We start from the raw sequence: 18,585 nt of genomic DNA on the forward strand, positions 1-18,585 counted from the left end.
GGGACGCTGACTCCGGGTGCTGCGCGGTCTAAGACCACGGTCATGATGACCCGATTCGCGCAGCGCCTGACGGGCGCGACCATCGTGGTCGTGATCGCCGCGGCGATGGTGTTGTTGGTGGGCGGACGGATCGATGAGGCGCTGATCTCGCTGGTCGGGGGCATCGCGGCAGTGCTGATGGCGATCGGCACGCGGGAAGACGGTAGTCCCGCCGCGCCTGCACCCGATGCGGATGCCGAAGGGCTCGTCCGCGAGGTGCTGGATGCGATCGTCGAGCCGGTAATGCTGGTGCGGGCCGGGGTTGTCACCTTCGCCAACCGTGCGGCCTATGCACTGCTCGGTCGGCACATCCTTGGCGAGCACGTGCGGGTCGCGATCCGCCATCCCGCAGCGGCGCACCGGCTGGGCGGCGGGGTTGCGGGCGGGGTTGGCGGGGTATCCGACCGCCCGGTGGAGCTGGTGGGATTGGGAAGCCCCGATCAGCGTTGGGAAATGCGAACCGGGGAAACCACCGATTGCGCCCGGATCGTCCATCTGATCGACCAGACCGGCAATTACGCCGCCGAACGGATGCGGGTCGATTTCGTCGCCAACGCCAGCCACGAACTGCGGACCCCGCTCGCCTCAATCCTGGGGTTCATCGAGACGTTGGGCGAAGAGGCGGGCGCCGATCCCGCGATCCGGACCCGGTTCCTGAAGGTGATGTTCGACGAGGCCAGGCGGATGCAGCGGCTGGTGGAAGACCTCATCTCGCTGAGCCGGATCGAGGCCGAGAAATACCGGCTTCCCCCGGATGCGGTCGATCTGGCTGCGATGATTCGCGAGGTGCGCGACGAAATCGAGGATTCGGGGCATGCGCGGGCGAGCGACGTCGAACTCGACATCGATGACGCAACGCCGCGGATCACCGGCGATCGCGCGCAATTGTCGCAGTTGATCCACAATCTGGTTGGCAACGCGATGAAATATGGACGGTCGCAGACCCCGGTCACCATCCGCCTGGCCGCGGAGCCATCGGGCATGGTGCGCCTGTCGATCGTGGACGAAGGGGAGGGCATCGCGCCCGAACATATCCCACGGCTGACCGAGCGATTCTATCGGGTCGACGCGGGTCGCAGCCGATCGCTCGGCGGGACCGGGCTGGGGCTCGCGATCGTCAAGCATATCGTCGAACGGCATCGCGGAAGGCTCGATATCTCGAGCCGGGTGGGGGTCGGCACCACGGTGCTGATCGTGCTGCCCCCGGCCGACAACGTGGCCACCGTCGAAGCGGGTGTCATCAAAGGGTAACGTCAATGTCACAAAGGACCAGTGCAACGGCGCTAGCGGTTCTGACGTGGCGTTTGAGGAATCGATGTACCGTTATCTCTGTCTCGGCGCGCTCGCGGCGCTTGCTGGCTGTGCCGACCAGGCCAATGGCGGGGGGGCGGGCGCACGGGCGCAGATCACCGCGGTCGGTTCGTCGACCGTCTATCCGTTCACGACGCTGATCGCGGAACGATTCGTCGCCAACAACCCCGACGCACGTGCGCCGGTGATCGAATCGACCGGCACCGGTGCGGGGATGAAATTATTCTGCGCCGGCATCGGCGCGGCGCACCCCGATCTTGAGGACGCATCGCGCCGGATGAAAGCGAGCGAATATGCAACGTGCGCCGCGAATGGCGCGCGCGACATCATGGAAATCCAGGTCGGGATTGACGGCATCGCGTTCGCCGAATCGATCAAAGGCCCGGCGATGGCGCTGACCCCTGCCGACATTTATCGTGCGCTCGCGGCCGCTCCCGGGGGGCGGCCCAACCGTGCCAAGACCTGGGCCGATGTGAATCCGGCGTTACCCGCGACCGCGATAAAGGTCTTCGGCCCGCCGTCGACCAGCGGCACCCGCGATGCGCTTGCCGAACTGATCCTGACGCGGGGTTGCGAGGAGACCGATCCGGGGGCAGCGCAGCTCGCCAAGACCGACCCCGATGCGCACAAGGCACGCTGCACCCGAATCCGAGAGGACGGCGCGTATGTCGATGCGGGGGAGAACGACAATCTGATCGTCCAGAAGCTCGCCGCCGATCCGACCGCGATCGGGGTGTTCGGCTACAGTTATCTCGAAGAGAATGCGGGGACGGTCAGGGGCGTGCCTATCAACGGCGTCGCCCCGACCTATGCCGCGATCGCATCGGGCGACTATCCGGGGTCGCGCCCGCTCTACCTCTATGTAAAAAAAGCGCATCTCGACGCGGTGCCGGGGCTGCGCGATTTCCTGAAACGCTATGCCGCCAATTGGGGCAAGGATGGTCCGCTGGTCCGCCGCGGACTGATCGCCGCGCCGCCCGCGATCCAGGCCCGATCCGCTGCGATTATCGCGCAGGAGACCCCGCTCGATCCGGGCGCGCTGTCGTGAGCGGGCTGTCGCTCGTTATTCTGGTGATCGGGCTCGCGCTCATCGGGTGGCTGGCGGGCCGGATGCGCGCCGCGGCGTTTCGGCGCGGCTCGACGCGGCGCTTCAGCTCGCAGCCTGTCCATCACGGCTGGTTCGTCGCGCTGTGGACGGTGGGGCCGCCGCTCGTCTTTCTCGCGATCTGGGCGCTGACCTCGCCGGCGCTCGTTACCGATGCGGTGCTGGCAAACCCCGCCGCGAGCCAGTTGCCACCGCCCGGCTTCGATCGCGCCTCGATCCTGTCGGAGGCGCGCAGCCTGGCGCAGGGGCGCAGCTATGGCGCGTTCCACGAACTCGCGCGCACGCTGGCGCCGGTCTATGCCGCGGCGCAGTCGCGATTCGACTGGATCGCAAGCGGGATCGCGTTGCTCCTCGCTTTCGCGGGGGGCGCATTTACCTTCACCCGCGTCGGACCCGGCTTCGCGGCGCGAACCCAGGTCGAGCGCGTGGTGATGATCCTGCTGCTCACCGCGTCGCTGATCGCGATTCTGACGACCATGGGGATCGTCGCGTCGCTGCTGTGGGAGGCGGGGCGGTTCTTCCGAATCGTGCCGGCGTGGGAATTCCTGTTCGGCACGCATTGGAGCCCGCAGGTGATCAGTGCCCGCGATCCCGGTGCAAGCCTGGGCGCGGTACCGCTGTTCTGGGGGACGTTCTTCATCGGCGCGGTGATCGCGATGGTCGTCGCGATCCCGTTCGGGCTGATGAGCGCGATCTACCTGACGCAATATGCGCGCGCCTCGACCCGGCGGTGGATCAAGCCGACGCTGGAGATGCTCGCTGGGGTGCCGACCGTGGTGTACGGCTATTTCGCGGCGCTGACCGTCGCGCCCGCGGTGCGCCAGCTCGGCGTGTCGATCGGGATCGCCGATGCGTCGTCGGAAAGCGCGCTGGCGGCGGGACTGGTGATGGGGATCATGATCATCCCGTTCGTGTCGTCGATGGCGGACGATTCGCTGTCCGCGGTGCCCGCCGCGATGCGCGACGGCAGCCTGGCGATGGGGGCGACCAGTTCGGAGACGATCCGCAAGGTGCTGGTGCCCGCCGCGCTGCCCGGTGTGGTCGGCGGAGTGCTGCTCGCGGTCAGCCGCGCGATCGGCGAAACGATGATCGTCGTGATGGCGGCGAGCGGGGTAGCGACGCTGACCGCCAATCCGTTCGCCAGCACGACGACGGTGACGAAACAGATCGTCGACCTGCTGACCGGGGAGGCGGAATTCGACAGCGCCAAGACGCTCGCCGCGTTCGCGCTGGGGCTGACGCTGTTCGTGATTACGCTGCTGCTCAACATCGTCGCGCTGACGGTCGTGAAACGGTATCGCGAAGCGTATGAATAGTGCGCTCGTCCCTGAAGCGCCGACCGGCAATTCCGAACCGGACCAGCGTCGCCCGACCGACTGGACGACCGGCGCGTCGCGGCGGCGGACGCGGCGGCGCTACGCCGCCGAGCGTCGGTTCCGGCTGATGGGGCTCGCCGCGGTATGGCTGTCGGTCGGCTTCCTCGCCTTCCTGCTTATGTCCATGCTGTGGCAGGGTGCGAGCGGCTTCGTCGAGACGCGGATCACGCTGCCGATCGCGCTCCAGCTCGATATCACCCCGGATCGCGTCGTTGTTCGGGGAGCGGATCTGGCGCTGGCGGGCGCGGGGATCGAGGGTGCGGTCGATGCCGCCGCGACCGCCGCCTATGGCGCGGGCGGCGCCGAACTGCTGTCGGATGGCGCCTGGCTCCATGTGCGCGATGCGGTGGAGGCCGATCCGACGCTGCTCAACAGGCGCGCCATGATCGACGTCTCCGCCGCCGCCGATATCGACGTCGCCGCCAAGGGGGAGGGGACCCCCGCCGCCGAAGCGCAGGTCGCCAAGCTCGCTGCCGCGGGCGCGTTATCGCGCGGGTTCAACCTGAAATTCCTGACCGACGCCGATTCGACCGATTCGACGCGCGTCGGGATTTGGGGTGCCTTCAAGGGATCGCTGATGACGATGATCGTCACGCTCGCGCTGGCGTTCCCGGTCGGCGTCTTCGCGGCGCTGTATCTCGAAGAATATGCGCCCAAGAACCGGTGGACCGACCTGATCGAGGTGTCGATCAACAATCTCGCCGCGGTCCCATCGATCATCTTCGGTCTGCTGGGACTCGCGGTGTTTCTCGGTACGTTTCACCTGCCACGATCCGCGCCGCTGGTCGGCGGGTTGACGTTGGCGCTGATGACGATGCCCGTGATCGTCATCGCGGGGCGCAACGCGATCAAGGGGGTGCCGCCGTCGATCCGCGATGCCGCGCTCGCGGTCGGGGCGTCGCCGGTCCAGGTTGTATTTCATCATGTCCTGCCGCTTGCGCTGCCGGGGATCCTGACCGGCACGATCATCGGCATGGCGCGCGCGCTCGGAGAAACCGCGCCGCTGCTGATGATCGGCATGCGCGCCTTCATCGCCGCACCGCCCGACCGGATCACCGATCCCGCCACCGTCCTGCCGGTCCAGATTTTCCTCTGGTCGGACGAGGTCAATCGCGGCTTCGTCGAAAAGACCAGTGCCGCGATCATCGTGCTGTTGCTGTTCCTGCTCGCGATGAACGGCTTTGCTATTTACCTCCGCAACCGATTCGAGACCCGCTGGTGACCACGCCTAAAATCACGGCCCGCAACGTCAGCGTCTATTATGGCGCGACGCGTGCGATCGACGACGTGTCAATCGACGTGACGCAAGACGAGGTGGTCGCGTTCATCGGCCCATCGGGCTGCGGTAAGTCGACCTTCCTTCGCACGCTCAACCGGATGAACGACACCGTGCCGTCGGCGCGGGTCGAGGGCGAAATCTATCTCGATGGGGAGGATATCTACGCGCCGAGCATGGACGTCGTCCAACTGCGCGCGCGCGTGGGCATGGTATTCCAGAAGCCGAACCCCTTTCCCAAATCGATCTACGAAAACGTCGCCTACGGCCCGCGGATCCACGGCCTTACTCACGCCAAGGGCGAACTCGACGACATCGTCGAAGGGTCGCTGCGCCGCGCGGGCCTGTGGGACGAGGTCAAGGATCGGCTGACGGACAGCGGCACCGCGCTGTCGGGGGGCCAGCAGCAGCGGCTCTGCATCGCGCGCGCGATCGCGGTCGATCCCGAGGTGATCCTGATGGACGAACCGTGCAGCGCGCTCGACCCGATCGCGACCGCCAAGATCGAGGAGCTGATCCACGAACTAAAGGGCCGTTACGCGATCGTCATCGTAACCCACAATATGCAGCAGGCGGCGCGCGTGTCTCAACGTACCGCCTTCTTCCATCTTGGCCATCTCGTCGAATTCGGCGCGACGTCCGACATCTTCACCAATCCCCGCGCCGAGCGGACCAAGGATTACATCACCGGCCGGTACGGCTGAGGGATCGCATCATGGAACACACCGTCAAGGCATTCGACAGCGACATCGGTCGCCTCCGTGGGCTCATCAGCCAGATGGGCGGGCTGGCGGAAAGCGCGATCGGTCAGGCAATGCAGGCGCTGCAACGCTCCGATCCGGCCCTTGCGGCACAGGTGCGCGCCGCAGACAAGTCGATCGACGCGATCGAGGCGGAGGTCGAGCGGCTTGCGGTTCAGATCATCGCGCTGCGCGCACCGATGGCGAACGACCTGCGCGAGGTCGTCGCCGCGCTCAAGATCGCCGCGGTGGTCGAACGGATCGGCGATTATGCCAAGAACATCGCCAAACGCGTGCCGCTGATCGAAAGCAAGCAGCGGATCGAGCCGGTCTCGATCCTGCCCGCGATGGCGCGGATGGCGGGCGAAATGGTTCGCAACGCGCTGGATGCGTTTGCCGCGCGCGATGCAGAAGCGGCGCTACGGGTCGTCGAAAGCGATGCCGCGCTCGACGATTTCTACGACAGCATCTTTCGCACGCTCGTTACCCATATGGTCGAAAATCCGAAGACGATCGGGCAGGTCGCGCACCTGCTGTTCGTTGCCAAGAATCTTGAACGGATCGGCGATCATGCGACCAATGTCGCCGAGATGGTCTATTTTGCCGCAACCGGCACGCAGATGGCCGATCGCGATCGCGGTGGCCAAGCCACCCAACAGGAGCCCCGCTGATGGCCCACGTCAAGATGCTGCTGGTCGAAGATGACGCGGCGCTCGCCGAGTTGCTCGTCTATCATTTCAAGCGCGAGGATTTCGAGGTCACCCAGACCCCCGATGGCGAGGAAGCGTTGTTGCTCGCCAAGGAAAAGGCGCCCGACATCGTCCTGCTCGACTGGATGGTCGAGGGACTGTCGGGAATCGAGGTATGCCGTCGCCTGCGCCGGATGCCTGAAACCGCCAACGTACCGATCATCATGCTTACCGCGCGCGGCGAGGAGGAGGATCGCGTCCGCGGCCTCGAAACCGGCGCGGACGATTACGTCACCAAGCCGTTTTCGCCGCGCGAACTCGTCGCGCGGGTCGGGGCGGTCCTGCGCCGCGTGCGCCCCGCGCTGGCGGGCGAGGCGCTCACCTATGCCGATATCGAAATGGATACGGTGGGCCACAAGGTCCGCCGCGGCGGCGAGGTCGTATCGCTCGGCCCTACCGAATTCCGGCTGCTCAAGCATTTCCTCGAACATCCCGGCTGGGTCTTCAGCCGCGAACGATTGCTCGACGCGGTGTGGGGTCACGACAGCGATATCGAAAGCCGGACGGTCGACGTCCATATCCGGCGGCTGCGCAAGGCGATCAATGTCGGCGACCTGCCCGACATCATCCGGACCGTCCGCTCCGCAGGGTATGCGCTCGATTCAGGAATTTGACGCACGCGTCGGGCGTGGCGACCGAATCGCCTGCGAAACGATGGACCCACAGCGCGGGTGGTGCGTTGGGGTGGAGCGTGAACGCGTAAGTCGCGTTCAGATCTAGGAGACAGTCGATGAAGTTCATTCTCTTGGCAGCCACCGCGCTGTTTGCTGCCCCGCTCGCGGCGCAGACCATGCCGACGACACCCGATCAGTCGACCATGCCCGCCCAGCAGCCGACGACCGATCCGATGCCCGGATCGTCCGATCCAACGCCGGCGCAGAACCAGGCGATGCAGAACAATTCGATGGCGCCGAGCTCGATGGCGTCAGAGCCGACCTCGGGTTCGATGCAGGGTTCGACGATGACGCCGGGCGGCTATCAGCCCAGTGCGCCAGCAATGAGCGGCACGATGACCCCCGGCGTGACGCCCGTCTATCGTCCTGCGCCGACCCCGGATCAGGCCTATCCGGCCCCTGCGCCGCTCGCCAAATATCCGCTCTGCAAAAAGGGCCAGTACGACAAGTGCATGCAGCCGGGCGGACGCTGATCGACCCCAATTGACGTGACCGGGCGGTTGCACGCCGCCGGATACTATCTAGGGAAGGCGCTCCATCTTCGCGTGAAGGAGCGCCTTTTCCCATGACCATCCGATTCGACGACAAGGTAGCCATCGTGACCGGCGCGGGCGGCGGTCTGGGTCGCGGCTACGCGCTGGAACTCGCGCGCCGTGGCGCCAAGGTGGTGGTCAACGATCTGGGCGCGTCGCGCGACGGCACCGGGCATTCCGATGCGGCGCTCAAGGTCGTTGAAGAGATTGAAACCGCGGGCGGCGTCGCGATGTCGAACGGCGGCAACGTCGCCGAATATGACCAGATGGTCGACATGGTCGCCAAGGCCAAGGAACGCTGGGGCGGGGTCCACATCCTGATCAACAATGCGGGCGTGCTGCGCGACAAGAGCTTCGCCAAGATGGAGCCCGCCGATTTCGAATTCGTCGTGCGCGTCCACCTGATCGGATCGGCGTTCGCGACCAAGGCGTGCTGGGACACGATGCGCGAGCAGAATTACGGGCGCATCCTGATGACCGCCTCGTCGACCGGCCTGTTCGGCAATTTCGGCCAGGCGAATTACGGCGCGGCGAAGCTGGGCCTCGCCGGGCTCACCAAGACGCTCGCGATCGAGGGCGCCAAGAACAATATCAAGTGCAACACGATCGCCCCGGTCGCGGGGACGCGGATGACCGCGGACCTGTTCCCCGAGGCGGCGTTCGAAGCCTTCGCCCCCGACAAGGTCGCCCCCGCCGCGCTGTTCCTGGTCAGCGACGACGCGCCGACCAACGCGATCGTCGGCGCGGGGGCGGGCGTGTTCCAGTCATCCTACGTGACCCTGACCCCGGGCAAGCTGCTGACCGGCGACGATTTGTCGGTCGATGGCGTTGCGGCGAACTGGGACGCGATCACCGATCGTCACGGCGAAATCGTGCCGCAGACCGGGGCGGAGCAGTCGATGTTGATCGGCAAAGCGCTGCAGGGGGGCTGACGAGGGGAGCTACGGTGTATTGACCTGGTAACACGCATCTGACAGCATTCCTCCACAATGGGAGGAATGCTGATGTATAGCGAGAGCGATATCGACGGGGCGATCACGGCGGGGGCGTTATCGGTCGAGGCGGCGGCGGCGCTTCGGGCGCATGTCGCGGCGGGGCATGGCGAGCCCGCGGTCGACGAGGAGCATTTCCGGCTGTTGACGGGGTTCAACGACATCTTCGTGTCGATCGCGGTCGTGCTGTTGCTGGTCGCGGTGGCGCAGATCGGGATGAGGATCACGCCGGCGTTGGGCGGCGTTCTGGTCGCGGGGGCCGCGTGGGCGCTGGCCGAATTCTTTACCGCGCGCCGCCGGATGGCGCTGCCGAGCATCCTGCTGCTGCTCGCCTTTGTCGGTGGCGTGGCCGGGGCTTGTGCGGGGCTGATCGAGACGGTCGCACCTCATGTGTCGGACCGGCTCGGGGCACTCGCGGGCGCGGGCGTAGCGTTGGCGGCGGCGTTGGCGGCACTGCTGCACTGGCGGCGGTTTATGGTGCCGATCACTGTTGCGGCGGGGGCAGCCGCAGTCGTCGCAACCGTGATCGCGCTCGCGTTGGCGGCGATCCCCGCGATGCGCGATGCGATCTATCCGTTGCTGTTGATCGGCGGGCTGGCGGTGTTTGCGGTCGCGATGCGGTGGGACCTGTCGGATCGTGCGCGGGTGACGCGCCGCGCCGACGTCGCGTTCTGGCTCCACCTCGTCGCGGCGCCGATGATCGCGCATGCCTTGTTCAACCTGATCGGCGTGTTCGGTGCCGAGATCGGCGTCGGCGTCGCGATCGTCGTGCTCGCGCTCTACGTCGCGTTCGGGTTCGTCGCGCTGGCGATCGACCGGCGCGCGCTCCTCGTCTCCAGCCTCGCCTATGTTCTCTACGCGATGTACGCGCTCTTCCGCAGCGCGGGAGCGATCGAACTCAGCGCGGCGTTCACCGCGTTCGTCATCGGGTCGGCGCTGCTATGCCTGTCGGCGTTCTGGCATCCGATCCGACGGCTCGTGGTCGGAACGCTCGGCGGGCTGGGCGCGCGGTTGCCGCCGATCAGCGCGGCGGATGCTCACCCGTGGACCGAAGCACCATCGGCGTGACGACCGCGAGCGACTGGTCGGGCAAGGTCGGCGACGTCTGGGCGGCCGAATGGCGCCGCACCGACCGCAGCTTCGCCACGCTGTCCCGCCAGCTCGACGCCGCGATCCTCGCCGCGGCGCCTGCGCATGGGGTCGCGCTCGATATCGGCTGCGGCGCGGGGGGAACGAGCATCGCGCTGGCCTCCGCCCGCCCCGACCTCGATGTCGTGGGCGTCGATCTGTCGGCCGAGCTGGTCGGCGTCGCCCGAACCCGCGCGGCAGGCATCGCGAACGTCCGCTTCGTCGTCGGGGACGGTGGCGGGGCGCTCGACGATCTGCCGTCGCCCTCGCTGATCTGTTCGCGGCATGGCGTCATGTTCTTCGCCGATTCTGCCGCGACCTTTGCGGCGTTCTGCCGGGCCGCCAGTCCCGGCGCGCCGCTGGTGTTCTCGTGCTTTCGCGCCGCCGCGCTCAATCCCTGGGCATCGGCGCTGGTGGCGGTGGTGACCGGCGAGACGCCGACACCTGCGACTTGTTATGCGCCCGGGCCATTCGGCTTTGCCGATGAACGCTGGGTGGAGACGATGCTCGCCGACGCCGGATGGCAGGGCGTGACGGGCGAACCGGTCGATTATCGCTATGTCGCGGGAGCGGGTGACGATCCGGTCGAGGACGCGGTATCGTTCTTCCGGCGGATCGGGTCGATCGCGGGCGCGCTGCGCGATGCGCCCGAGACCGCGCGTGCGGCGATGCTCGACAAGCTGCGTGACGCGCTTCACAAGCATCGCGAGCATGACGAGATCGTCTTCCCGGCAGCCGCCTGGATCTGGCGGGCTCGCGCACCGGGAGATCAGCGTTGACCATCATCGTCCACCATCTGGAAAATTCGCGTTCGCAGCGGATTTTGTGGATGCTCGAGGAATTGGCGCTGCCCTACGAGATCAAGCGGTATGAGCGAAACCCGGAGACGATGCTGGCGCCGCCCGAACTCAAGCGGATCCATCCGCTCGGCAAATCGCCGGTGATCGAGGACAGCGGGAGCGACGGGCGCGTGATCGCGGAGACCGGCGCGATCGTCGAATATCTGGTCGACAAGGCCGATGGCAAGCTGGGCGCGCCAGCCAACCGCGACGCGGCGCTGCGGTACCGGTTCTGGCTCCATTATGCCGAAGGATCGATGATGCCGCCGTTGCTGCTGAAGCTGGTGCTCGGGCGGATCCCGTTGTTCGGCAAGCGCGCGACCAGGCGGATTCAACCGATGATCGACGTCCATCTCGATTATGTCGAACGCGAACTCGCGCAGCGGCCCTGGTTCGCGGGTGACGAGATGACTGCGGCGGACATCATGATGAGTTTCCCGCTTGAGGCGGCGCGCAGTCGCGGGGGTCTCGATGGATCGCGACCGCACACGATCGCGTGGCTCGACAAGGTCCACGCGCGACCGGCGTACCAGGCGGGACTGGCGAAGGGCGGACCGTACGCTTACGCGTGATCCGCCCGTTGCGTAACGGTTAGGCGGTCGGCCCGATCTGGTCGAACGATTGCACCGCCACCGCGGGGCCGTGGCCGCTGGGCGCGGGGATCGCGACGATGTCGGCGTCCTCGCGCGGGTCGAGCCCGCCCTCCCATTTCGCGACGACCGAGGCCGCGACCGCGTTGCCGATCACGTTGGTCGCCGATCGGCCCATGTCGAGGAAATGGTCGACCGCAAGGATCAGGAGCAGCCCCGCTTCGGGGATCCGGAACATCGATAGCGTCGCCGCGATCACGACCAGCGACGCGCGGGGGACCCCGGCGATCCCCTTCGACGTCACCATCAGCACCAGCAGCATCGTCACCTGCTCGCCGATCCCGAGATGCATGCCGTAGGCCTGCGCGATGAACAGCGACGCGAAGGTCATGTACATCATCGACCCGTCGAGATTGAACGAATAGCCGAGCGGCAGGACAAAGCTTGCGATCCGCGGCGGCACCCCGAATTTGTCGAGCGCCTCCAGCGTCCGCGGATAGGCGGCTTCCGACGACGCGGTCGAGAAGGCGAGGATCAGCGGATCGCGGATATAACGGACGAGGTGGCTGGTGCGCCGCCCGAGCAGCACGAAGGCGACCCCGATCAGGCTGAGCCACAGCAGGATCAGCCCGAGATAGAAGGTGCCCATGAAATAGGCGAGATCGCCGATCACGCTCGGCCCGCGTTCGGCGAGCGTCGAGGTGACCGCCGCGAATACCGCGATCGGGGCGAAGCGCATGACGTAGTTGGTGATCTGGAGCATCACCGCGACCAGCGCCTCGACCGCCTTGACCAGCGGTGCGGCCTTGTCGCCGACCGCGGTGATCGCGACGCCGATGAACAGCGAGAACACGACGATCTGGAGGATTTCGTTGGTCGCCATCGCATCGATCATCGAGGCTGGCACAATGTGGCTGACGAAATCGCTGAGGTTGAACGCCGCACGCTCTACTCCGCTGGCTGCGGTCACCGGCGGCAGTGGCAGGTTCAACCCGACGCCCGGCTGGAGCACGTTGACGAGCAGTAGGCCGAGCAGCAGCGAGAACAGGCTGGCGCAGACGAACCAGCCGACCGCCTTGAGCCCCACGCGGCCCAGCGCCGAGGTATCCCCCATGTGCGCGACGCCGATCACCAGCGTCGAGAAGACGAGCGGCGCGATGATCATCTTGATCAGTCGCAGGAACAGCGTCGTCAGGATCGAGAAATAGCCCGCGATCTCGGTCAGCCGAGCCGCGGAGGCAGGCGATCCGTCGTCGATCGCTATATGCAGGCCCCAACCGACGACGAGCCCGGCGACGAGCGCGATCATGATCCAGAATGTCAGGCGCTTGCCCATTCGATACTCCCCTGTACGTGCGCATGAGGGAAGGGGATTGCCGCCGCCGGGTCAAGCGCCGTATCGATCGTCGATGGTTTTTGCCCCCACCCGCCGTTCGTTGATCGCCGCGACGCTCGCGGTGCCGCTGATCGCTCGATCGGGTGTCCTGCGCGCTGCCGAGCCCGACTTATCGGCGTTGTCGGACATCACCCGCGATGCGGTGCCGATCGGCCCGGCGGAACGCGCCGCGCGGTTGCAGCACGCGCAAGCGCTGATGAAGACGAACGGCATGGCTGCGATCGTGGTCGAATCGGGATCGAGCTTGGTTTATTTCACTGGGGTGCGGTGGAGCCGGAGCGAGCGGCTGACCGCGGCGGTGATCCCGGTCGAGGGCGAGCCGTGTATCGTCACGCCGTTCTTCGAAGAGCCATCGATCCGCGAATCGCTCGGCGTGCGGGCCGATGTCCGGGTGTGGCAGGAGGACGAGAACCCGCTTGCGGTGATCGCGGGGTTCCTGAAGGAGCGTAAGCTCGCGGGGCGGGCGGTCGGGATCGAGGAGACAGTGCGCTTCTTCGCGTTCGACGGGCTGAAACGCGTGCTGCCCGATACGCCGATCGTCAGCGCCAACCCGGTCGTTCGCGGATGCCGGATGATCAAGACCGCGCCCGAGATCGCGCTGATCCAGCGCGCAACCGACGTCACGATCGCGGCGTATCACTGGACCTACCCGCGGGTTGAGGCGGGGATGACCGGGGGCGAGGTCGGCGCGCTGATGAATGCGGCAACCCGCAAGCTGGGGGGCGACCCCGAATTCGCGCTGGCGCTGATCGGCCCCGCCGCGGCGCTGCCCCACGGTAGCCGCGAGGTCCACCGCGTCGTCGATGGCGAGATATTGCTGATGGATTGCGGGTGCACCGTACAAGGCTATCAGTCCGACGTGTCGCGCACCTGGGTCCACGGCGCGGCGTCGACGGCGCAGCGCACGGTCTGGGATCAGGTCGCCAAGGGACAGCAGGTGGCGTTCGCCGCTGCGACGATCGGCGCGCCGGCGGGGAGCGTCGATGATGCGGTGCGCGGCTACTACGCGTCGCTGGGCTATGGGCCGGGGTACAAGCTGCCCGGGTTGTCGCATCGCACGGGTCACGGCATCGGGATGGATGGCCATGAGCCGGTCAACCTGGTCCATGGCGAAGCCACGCCACTCGCGGCGGGGATGTGCTTCTCCGACGAACCGGGATTGTATTTGCCGGGCAAGTTCGGGGTGCGGCTGGAGGATTGTTTCCACATGACGCCGCGCGGCCCCCGGTGGTTCAGCACGCCGCCGATGTCGATCGACCACCCGATCGAATGAGCGGGTTGCGGGTTCCGGTGATCGTCAATCGCGACGGTGGCACGGCGGCGGCACTGGGGGAGGCGCTGGCGGATTCGATCGCGGCGGCGTTTGCGGAGGCCGGCGTCGCGATCGACCTGCGGCTGGTGGCAGGCTGCGACGTCAAGACCGCGGTGCACGATGCGCTCGGGGCGGCGATCGTCGTGGTCGGGGGTGGCGATGGCACCTTGGGATGTGCCGCCGATATCCTGGCGGGGACCGAGACGGCGCTGGGTATCCTGCCGGTGGGGACGCGCAACCATCTGGCGCGCGATCTCGGCGTGCCGCTCGACCTGCCCGGCGCGGCGGCGCTGATCGCAAGCGGCGCGATCCGGCCGATCGACTTGGCGCGCGCGAATGGCGAGGCGTTCATCAACAACGCATCGATCGGGCTCTATCCCTCGCTCGTCATCGCTCGCGATGCCGAGCGCAAGCGGCTTGCGATTCCCAAATGGCTTGCCGCGCTGCCCGCGAGCTTTGCCGCGCTCAAGCGGATCCGGCATCACCGCCTGCGGCTCGACCTGCCCGATTCGTCGCGCGACATCGTCACCCCGATGCTGTTCGTCGGCAATAATCGGTATGCGTTGGGGGCGGGGCGGCTGGGGCAGCGCGCGGTGCTCGACGCGGGTACGTTGTCGGTGTTCGCGGTCGCGTCGCGGCGACGGCTGGCGCTGGTCGGGTTCGCGCTCCGGATGCTGGTCGGACGGGTCGATCGCGGCGACGATTTCGCGGCGATCGGCGATTGCCCCACGCTGACCGTGGAGGGGCGGTCGCACGATGTCGACATCGCGCTCGACGGCGAGGTCGTGACGATGACGATGCCGATCACCTTTCAAAGCGAACCCGACGCGCTGCGTGTCGTCGCGCCGGTCGACCGCCCCGCTTGAGCGACGGGCCGCGGTCGCCTAAGTCGCCGTCATGATCTCGACCAACGACATTCGCCGCGGCTTCCTCGACTATTTCGGCAGCGCGGGGCACCAGATCGTGCCCTCCGCCCCGCTGGTCCCGCAGAACGACCCGACGCTGATGTTCGTCAATGCCGGGATGGTGCCGTTCAAGAACGTGTTCACGGGGTTGGAGACGCGCCCCTATGTCACCGCGACGAGCAGCCAAAAATGTGTGCGGGCGGGCGGCAAGCACAATGATCTCGACAATGTCGGCTATACCGCGCGACATCACACCTTCTTCGAAATGCTCGGCAATTTTTCGTTCGGCGATTATTTCAAGGAACGGGCGATCGACCACGCCTGGACGCTGCTGACGAAGATCTGGGGGATCGACCCCAACCGCCTGACCGCGACGGTCTATCACACCGACGACGAGGCGTATCGGCTGTGGACCCGGCTGCTCCCCGAGCGCCGGATCATCCGCATCGCGACCAAGGACAATTTCTGGGCGATGGGTGACAGCGGGCCGTGCGGGCCATGCTCCGAAATCTTTTACGATCATGGCGACCATATTCCCGGCGGCCCTCCCGGCAGCCCCGACGAGGACGGCGATCGCTTCGTCGAGATCTGGAACCTGGTGTTCATGCAATATGAGCAGGAGGCGAACGAGATCGTCGGTGATCTGCCCAAGCCATCGATCGACACAGGGATGGGACTCGAGCGGATCGCCGCGGTGCTGCAGGGGGTCCATGACAATTATGATACCGACACCTTCAAGGCGCTGATCGCGGCGTCGGGCGCGCTGACGCAGACCGCGACCACGGGCGACAACCAGGCGAGTCACCGGGTGATCGCGGACCATTTGCGGACCAGCGGCTTCCTCGTCGCGGACGGCGTGCTGCCCGCCAACGAAGGCCGCGGCTATGTGCTGCGCCGGATCATGCGGCGTGCGATGCGTCACGCGCATCTGCTCGGCGCCAAGGACCCGTTGATGCACCGACTCGTCCCCGCGCTCGTCGCGGAGATGGGCGCGGCCTATCCCGAACTGGTCCGTGCGCAGCCGATGATCGAGGCGACGCTGGTGGAGGAAGAAACGCGGTTCCGCCAGACGCTCGACAAGGGATTGAAGCTGCTCGACGAGGCGACCGCGGGGATGACGGCGGGATCGACGCTGGCGGGTGAAACCGCGTTCAAGCTCTACGATACGTTTGGCTTTCCCTATGACCTGACCGAGGACGCGTTGCGGTCGCAGGGTCTCCACGTCGACCGCGCGGGCTTCGACGCCGCGATGGCGGAACAGAAGCGCGCCGCGCGCGCCGCGTGGAAGGGATCGGGGGCAAAGGCCTCGGACGATCTGTGGTTCGACATCGTCGAGGAAAGCGGTGCGACCGAATTCCTGGGCTATGGCGCGGACATTGGTGAAGGCGTCGTCGTCGCGCTGGTCAAGGATGGCGCGCGCGTCGACAGGGCGGGCGAGGGCGACGCGGTCGACGTCATCGTCAACCAGACGCCCTTCTATGGCGAAAGCGGCGGTCAGGTTGGCGATGCGGGCACGCTGACCGGGGAGGCGGGGTTTGGCGCGACGGTGCACGATACCTCGAAGCAGCTCGGCAAATTGTTCGTTCATCACGCCGTCGTCGACGGCGGCACGATCAAGCCGGGCGATCCGGTCAAGCTGCAGATCGACGTCGCGCGGCGGCGCCAGATTCGCGCCAACCATTCGGCGACGCATCTGCTGCATGAGGCGCTGCGGGTCAGGCTGGGCAAGCATGTCGCGCAGAAGGGGTCGTTGGTCGCGCCCGATCGGCTGCGCTTCGACGTGTCGCACCCCGTCGCGATGAGCGCCGACGAACTCGCCGCGGTCGAGGCCGCGGTCAACGCGCAGATCCGTGGAAACGGCGCGGTCGAGACGCGGATCATGACCCCCGACGAGGCGATCGCGATGGGCGCGATGGCGCTGTTCGGCGAGAAATACGGTGACGAGGTCCGGGTCGTGTCGATGGGCCATGAGGGCGGCCGGACCTATTCGATCGAATTGTGCGGTGGCACCCACGTCACTGCGCTGGGCGACATCGGGCTGATGAAGGTCGTCGGTGAGAGCGCGGTGTCGTCGGGCATCCGCCGCATCGAGGCGCTGACCGGCGAGGCGGCGCGCGCGTACCTGACCGGGCGCGACGCGACGCTGCGCGAGGCCGCCGCAACGCTCAAGACCACCCCCGACGAGGTGCCCGCGCGCGTCGCGGCGCTGATCGACGACCGCAAGCGGCTCGAGCGTGAACTGGCCGAGGCGAAGAAGGCGCTGGCGCTGGGTGGCGGCGCGGGCGTCGAGGCTGTCGGGCCGGAACGGATCGGCGATATCCAGTTCGTGGGTCAGGTGCTCGACGGGTTCGACGCCAAGGGGCTGCGTGGCGCGGTCGACGACGCGAAGCAGCGGATGGGATCGGGCGTCGCCGCGATCGTCGCGGTCAACGACGGCCGCGCGTCGATCGCGGTCGGGGTGACCGACGATCTGGTGGCGACCCGCAACGCGGTCGACCTGCTGAGGATCGCGGTCGATGTGCTCGGCGGCAAGGGCGGTGGTGGTCGTCCCGACATGGCGCAGGGCGGCGGCCCCGACGGCGACCAGGCGGCGGCGGCGCTTATCGCGATCCGGGCTGCGTTGGCGGACTAGCGACGCGCGCTGGTTTTACCCAAAACCGTTCGTGCTGAGCTTGTCGAGGCACGGTGAGTCTCAGGCCCTTCGACAAGCTCAGGGCGAACGGTTCATCGCTTGATCAACCTGAGGTCTTCGCGGTCTATTCGTCCAGCCACAAAAAAACCCCCGTCATCATGTGACGAGGGCTCTTTAGTATGGATAAGCGTCGACACTCAGTGCGGCGTCGTCGCCTTGGCCTTCGATTTGCCGCTCATCGTCGCCTTCGCTCCTGCGGTCGGCGTGGCGGACGGCGCGGGGGCGGTGGTGGTCGCGGGCGCTTCCGGCGGTGCCATCGTGTCGGTCCCGGTCGTGCCGGTGGTGCCGCTCACTCCCGGCGACGTGGTGGTCGCCGCAGCGCCGGTGGTTGCGTCCGCACCGGTGGTCCCGCCGGAGGCTCCGCTGACCGCGGCGTCGAACTGCGCCTCGGTCATCGCGATCATCACCTGACCCGTCTGGTTCATCGTGAAACCGTTGGTCGGCAGCTTCACGTCTCCCTTGCTCGTGCTCAACGTGACGAGGCTACCGTCGTTGGCCTTGACCGTGCCGATCGGCGCGCCGTTGATGCCGCTGACCGCGGTGCCGGCGACGAGGCGCGACTGGAGCGCGGCTTGCGCCTGTGCCTGCTGCTGCGCCTGCGCGGCCTGGAGGCTCGCCTTGGTCATCGCCATCGCGAGACCCTTGGCGGTCGCACCGACCGAGGCGGGGGGCACCGCGACCTTAGTGCCGTCCATGTCGAGCACGATGGCCTGCGCGGTGATGCTGGCAATCGTGCCGATCGGCGTGCCAGCCGAATCGAGTACCGTCGCGCCTACCGTCGGCGTCTTAGCAGCGGCGGACGGGGCAGCTGCCGGGGGAGCGGTCTGCGCGAGGGCCGCTGCGGGAAGCAGCGATAGGCCACCGGCAATGAGCGTGAATCGCGAAATCATCATAATCTCCTGAATTGTCCTTGATTAAACGTTGAGGG

17 protein-coding genes are annotated in these 18,585 nt (G+C 67.0%); 15 read left to right on the forward strand and 2 right to left on the reverse strand.

Annotation, left to right across the window (positions count from 1 at the left end; translation table 11 throughout):
* Nucleotides 1–42 precede the first annotated feature (42 nt).
* The 12 genes from EAH84_RS10095 (at nt 43) to EAH84_RS10150 (ending at nt 11,334) form a co-directional block, all read left to right on the forward strand.
* Nucleotides 43–1,290, forward strand: coding sequence for an ATP-binding protein (locus EAH84_RS10095; RefSeq protein WP_140871536.1), 1,248 nt, complete (start codon nt 43–45; stop codon nt 1,288–1,290).
* 64 nt (nt 1,291–1,354) lie between these two features.
* The gene (locus tag EAH84_RS10100; protein WP_140871539.1) at nt 1,355–2,398 is read left to right on the forward strand and encodes a substrate-binding domain-containing protein; all 1,044 of its coding nucleotides are present in this window, start codon (nt 1,355–1,357) and stop codon (nt 2,396–2,398) included.
* On the forward strand, nt 2,395–3,771 hold the full coding sequence (gene pstC, locus EAH84_RS10105; RefSeq protein ID WP_140871542.1) for a phosphate ABC transporter permease subunit PstC: 1,377 nt from the start codon (nt 2,395–2,397) through the stop codon (nt 3,769–3,771). The genes EAH84_RS10100 and pstC overlap by 4 nt, the downstream gene beginning before the upstream one ends.
* On the forward strand, nt 3,764–5,053 hold the full coding sequence (pstA, locus tag EAH84_RS10110) for a phosphate ABC transporter permease PstA (protein ID WP_140871545.1): 1,290 nt from the start codon (nt 3,764–3,766) through the stop codon (nt 5,051–5,053). The genes pstC and pstA overlap by 8 nt, the downstream gene beginning before the upstream one ends.
* Nucleotides 5,047–5,811, forward strand: coding sequence for a phosphate ABC transporter ATP-binding protein PstB (gene pstB, locus EAH84_RS10115; RefSeq protein WP_425326455.1), 765 nt, complete (start codon nt 5,047–5,049; stop codon nt 5,809–5,811). The genes pstA and pstB overlap by 7 nt, the downstream gene beginning before the upstream one ends.
* Nucleotides 5,812–5,819: 8 nt before the next feature.
* Nucleotides 5,820–6,518, forward strand: coding sequence for a phosphate signaling complex protein PhoU (phoU, locus tag EAH84_RS10120; RefSeq protein WP_140871782.1), 699 nt, complete (start codon nt 5,820–5,822; stop codon nt 6,516–6,518).
* Nucleotides 6,518–7,210, forward strand: a complete 693-nt coding sequence (gene phoB / locus EAH84_RS10125; protein ID WP_140871548.1) for a phosphate regulon transcriptional regulator PhoB — start codon at nt 6,518–6,520, stop codon at nt 7,208–7,210. The genes phoU and phoB overlap by 1 nt, the downstream gene beginning before the upstream one ends.
* Nucleotides 7,211–7,326: 116 nt before the next feature.
* A complete protein-coding gene (locus EAH84_RS10130) occupies nt 7,327–7,743 on the forward strand; it encodes a hypothetical protein (RefSeq protein ID WP_140871551.1) in 417 nt (138 codons plus the stop codon).
* A gap of 92 nt (nt 7,744–7,835) precedes the next feature.
* On the forward strand, nt 7,836–8,735 hold the full coding sequence (locus EAH84_RS10135) for an SDR family NAD(P)-dependent oxidoreductase (protein ID WP_140871554.1): 900 nt from the start codon (nt 7,836–7,838) through the stop codon (nt 8,733–8,735).
* A gap of 72 nt (nt 8,736–8,807) precedes the next feature.
* A complete protein-coding gene (locus EAH84_RS10140; RefSeq protein WP_140871557.1) occupies nt 8,808–9,863 on the forward strand; it encodes a hypothetical protein in 1,056 nt (351 codons plus the stop codon).
* On the forward strand, nt 9,839–10,702 hold the full coding sequence (locus EAH84_RS10145; protein ID WP_241656549.1) for a class I SAM-dependent methyltransferase: 864 nt from the start codon (nt 9,839–9,841) through the stop codon (nt 10,700–10,702). Before EAH84_RS10140 ends, EAH84_RS10145 begins: the two co-directional genes overlap by 25 nt.
* The gene (locus tag EAH84_RS10150) at nt 10,699–11,334 is read left to right on the forward strand and encodes a glutathione S-transferase family protein (protein WP_140871560.1); all 636 of its coding nucleotides are present in this window, start codon (nt 10,699–10,701) and stop codon (nt 11,332–11,334) included. Before EAH84_RS10145 ends, EAH84_RS10150 begins: the two co-directional genes overlap by 4 nt.
* 19 nt (nt 11,335–11,353) lie before the next feature.
* Here the strand turns inward: EAH84_RS10150 and EAH84_RS10155 are convergent, their stop codons facing one another.
* On the reverse strand, nt 11,354–12,688 hold the full coding sequence (locus EAH84_RS10155) for a dicarboxylate/amino acid:cation symporter (protein ID WP_140871563.1): 1,335 nt from the start codon (nt 12,686–12,688) through the stop codon (nt 11,354–11,356).
* A gap of 73 nt (nt 12,689–12,761) precedes the next feature.
* Here EAH84_RS10155 and EAH84_RS10160 point away from each other — a divergent pair, with 73 nt between their 5' ends.
* The 3 genes from EAH84_RS10160 to alaS are packed head-to-tail and all read left to right on the forward strand — an operon-like array spanning nt 12,762 to nt 17,597.
* Nucleotides 12,762–14,021, forward strand: coding sequence for a M24 family metallopeptidase (locus tag EAH84_RS10160; protein ID WP_140871566.1), 1,260 nt, complete (start codon nt 12,762–12,764; stop codon nt 14,019–14,021).
* Nucleotides 14,018–14,926, forward strand: a complete 909-nt coding sequence (locus tag EAH84_RS10165) for a diacylglycerol/lipid kinase family protein (RefSeq protein WP_161978375.1) — start codon at nt 14,018–14,020, stop codon at nt 14,924–14,926. The genes EAH84_RS10160 and EAH84_RS10165 overlap by 4 nt, the downstream gene beginning before the upstream one ends.
* A gap of 31 nt (nt 14,927–14,957) precedes the next feature.
* On the forward strand, nt 14,958–17,597 hold the full coding sequence (alaS, locus tag EAH84_RS10170; RefSeq protein WP_140871572.1) for an alanine--tRNA ligase: 2,640 nt from the start codon (nt 14,958–14,960) through the stop codon (nt 17,595–17,597).
* A gap of 197 nt (nt 17,598–17,794) precedes the next feature.
* Here alaS and EAH84_RS10175 read toward each other — a convergent pair whose 3' ends face one another.
* A complete protein-coding gene (locus EAH84_RS10175) occupies nt 17,795–18,547 on the reverse strand; it encodes a hypothetical protein (protein ID WP_194150385.1) in 753 nt (250 codons plus the stop codon).
* Between the last annotated feature and the right edge of the window lie 38 nt (nt 18,548–18,585).

This window comes from Sphingomonas oligophenolica (assembly GCF_006438955.1).
Classification (GTDB): Bacteria; Pseudomonadota; Alphaproteobacteria; order Sphingomonadales; family Sphingomonadaceae; genus Sphingomonas; species Sphingomonas oligophenolica_A.

Bases quoted from the DNA above. Each gene is read 5' to 3' on its own strand.
- EAH84_RS10175 (WP_194150385.1), bottom strand. From the start codon at position 18,547: ATGATTTCGCGATTCACGCTCATTGCCGGTGGCCTATCGCTGCTTCCC.
- pstA (WP_140871545.1), top strand. From the start codon at position 3,764: ATGAATAGTGCGCTCGTCCCTGAAGCGCCGACCGGCAATTCCGAACCG.
- alaS (WP_140871572.1), top strand. From the start codon at position 14,958: ATGATCTCGACCAACGACATTCGCCGCGGCTTCCTCGACTATTTCGGC.
- EAH84_RS10095 (WP_140871536.1), top strand. From the start codon at position 43: ATGATGACCCGATTCGCGCAGCGCCTGACGGGCGCGACCATCGTGGTC.
- EAH84_RS10130 (WP_140871551.1), top strand. From the start codon at position 7,327: ATGAAGTTCATTCTCTTGGCAGCCACCGCGCTGTTTGCTGCCCCGCTC.
- EAH84_RS10135 (WP_140871554.1), top strand. From the start codon at position 7,836: ATGACCATCCGATTCGACGACAAGGTAGCCATCGTGACCGGCGCGGGC.
- phoB (WP_140871548.1), top strand. From the start codon at position 6,518: ATGGCCCACGTCAAGATGCTGCTGGTCGAAGATGACGCGGCGCTCGCC.
- EAH84_RS10140 (WP_140871557.1), top strand. From the start codon at position 8,808: ATGTATAGCGAGAGCGATATCGACGGGGCGATCACGGCGGGGGCGTTA.
- EAH84_RS10155 (WP_140871563.1), bottom strand. From the start codon at position 12,688: ATGGGCAAGCGCCTGACATTCTGGATCATGATCGCGCTCGTCGCCGGG.
- EAH84_RS10165 (WP_161978375.1), top strand. From the start codon at position 14,018: ATGAGCGGGTTGCGGGTTCCGGTGATCGTCAATCGCGACGGTGGCACG.
- EAH84_RS10160 (WP_140871566.1), top strand. From the start codon at position 12,762: ATGGTTTTTGCCCCCACCCGCCGTTCGTTGATCGCCGCGACGCTCGCG.
- EAH84_RS10100 (WP_140871539.1), top strand. From the start codon at position 1,355: ATGTACCGTTATCTCTGTCTCGGCGCGCTCGCGGCGCTTGCTGGCTGT.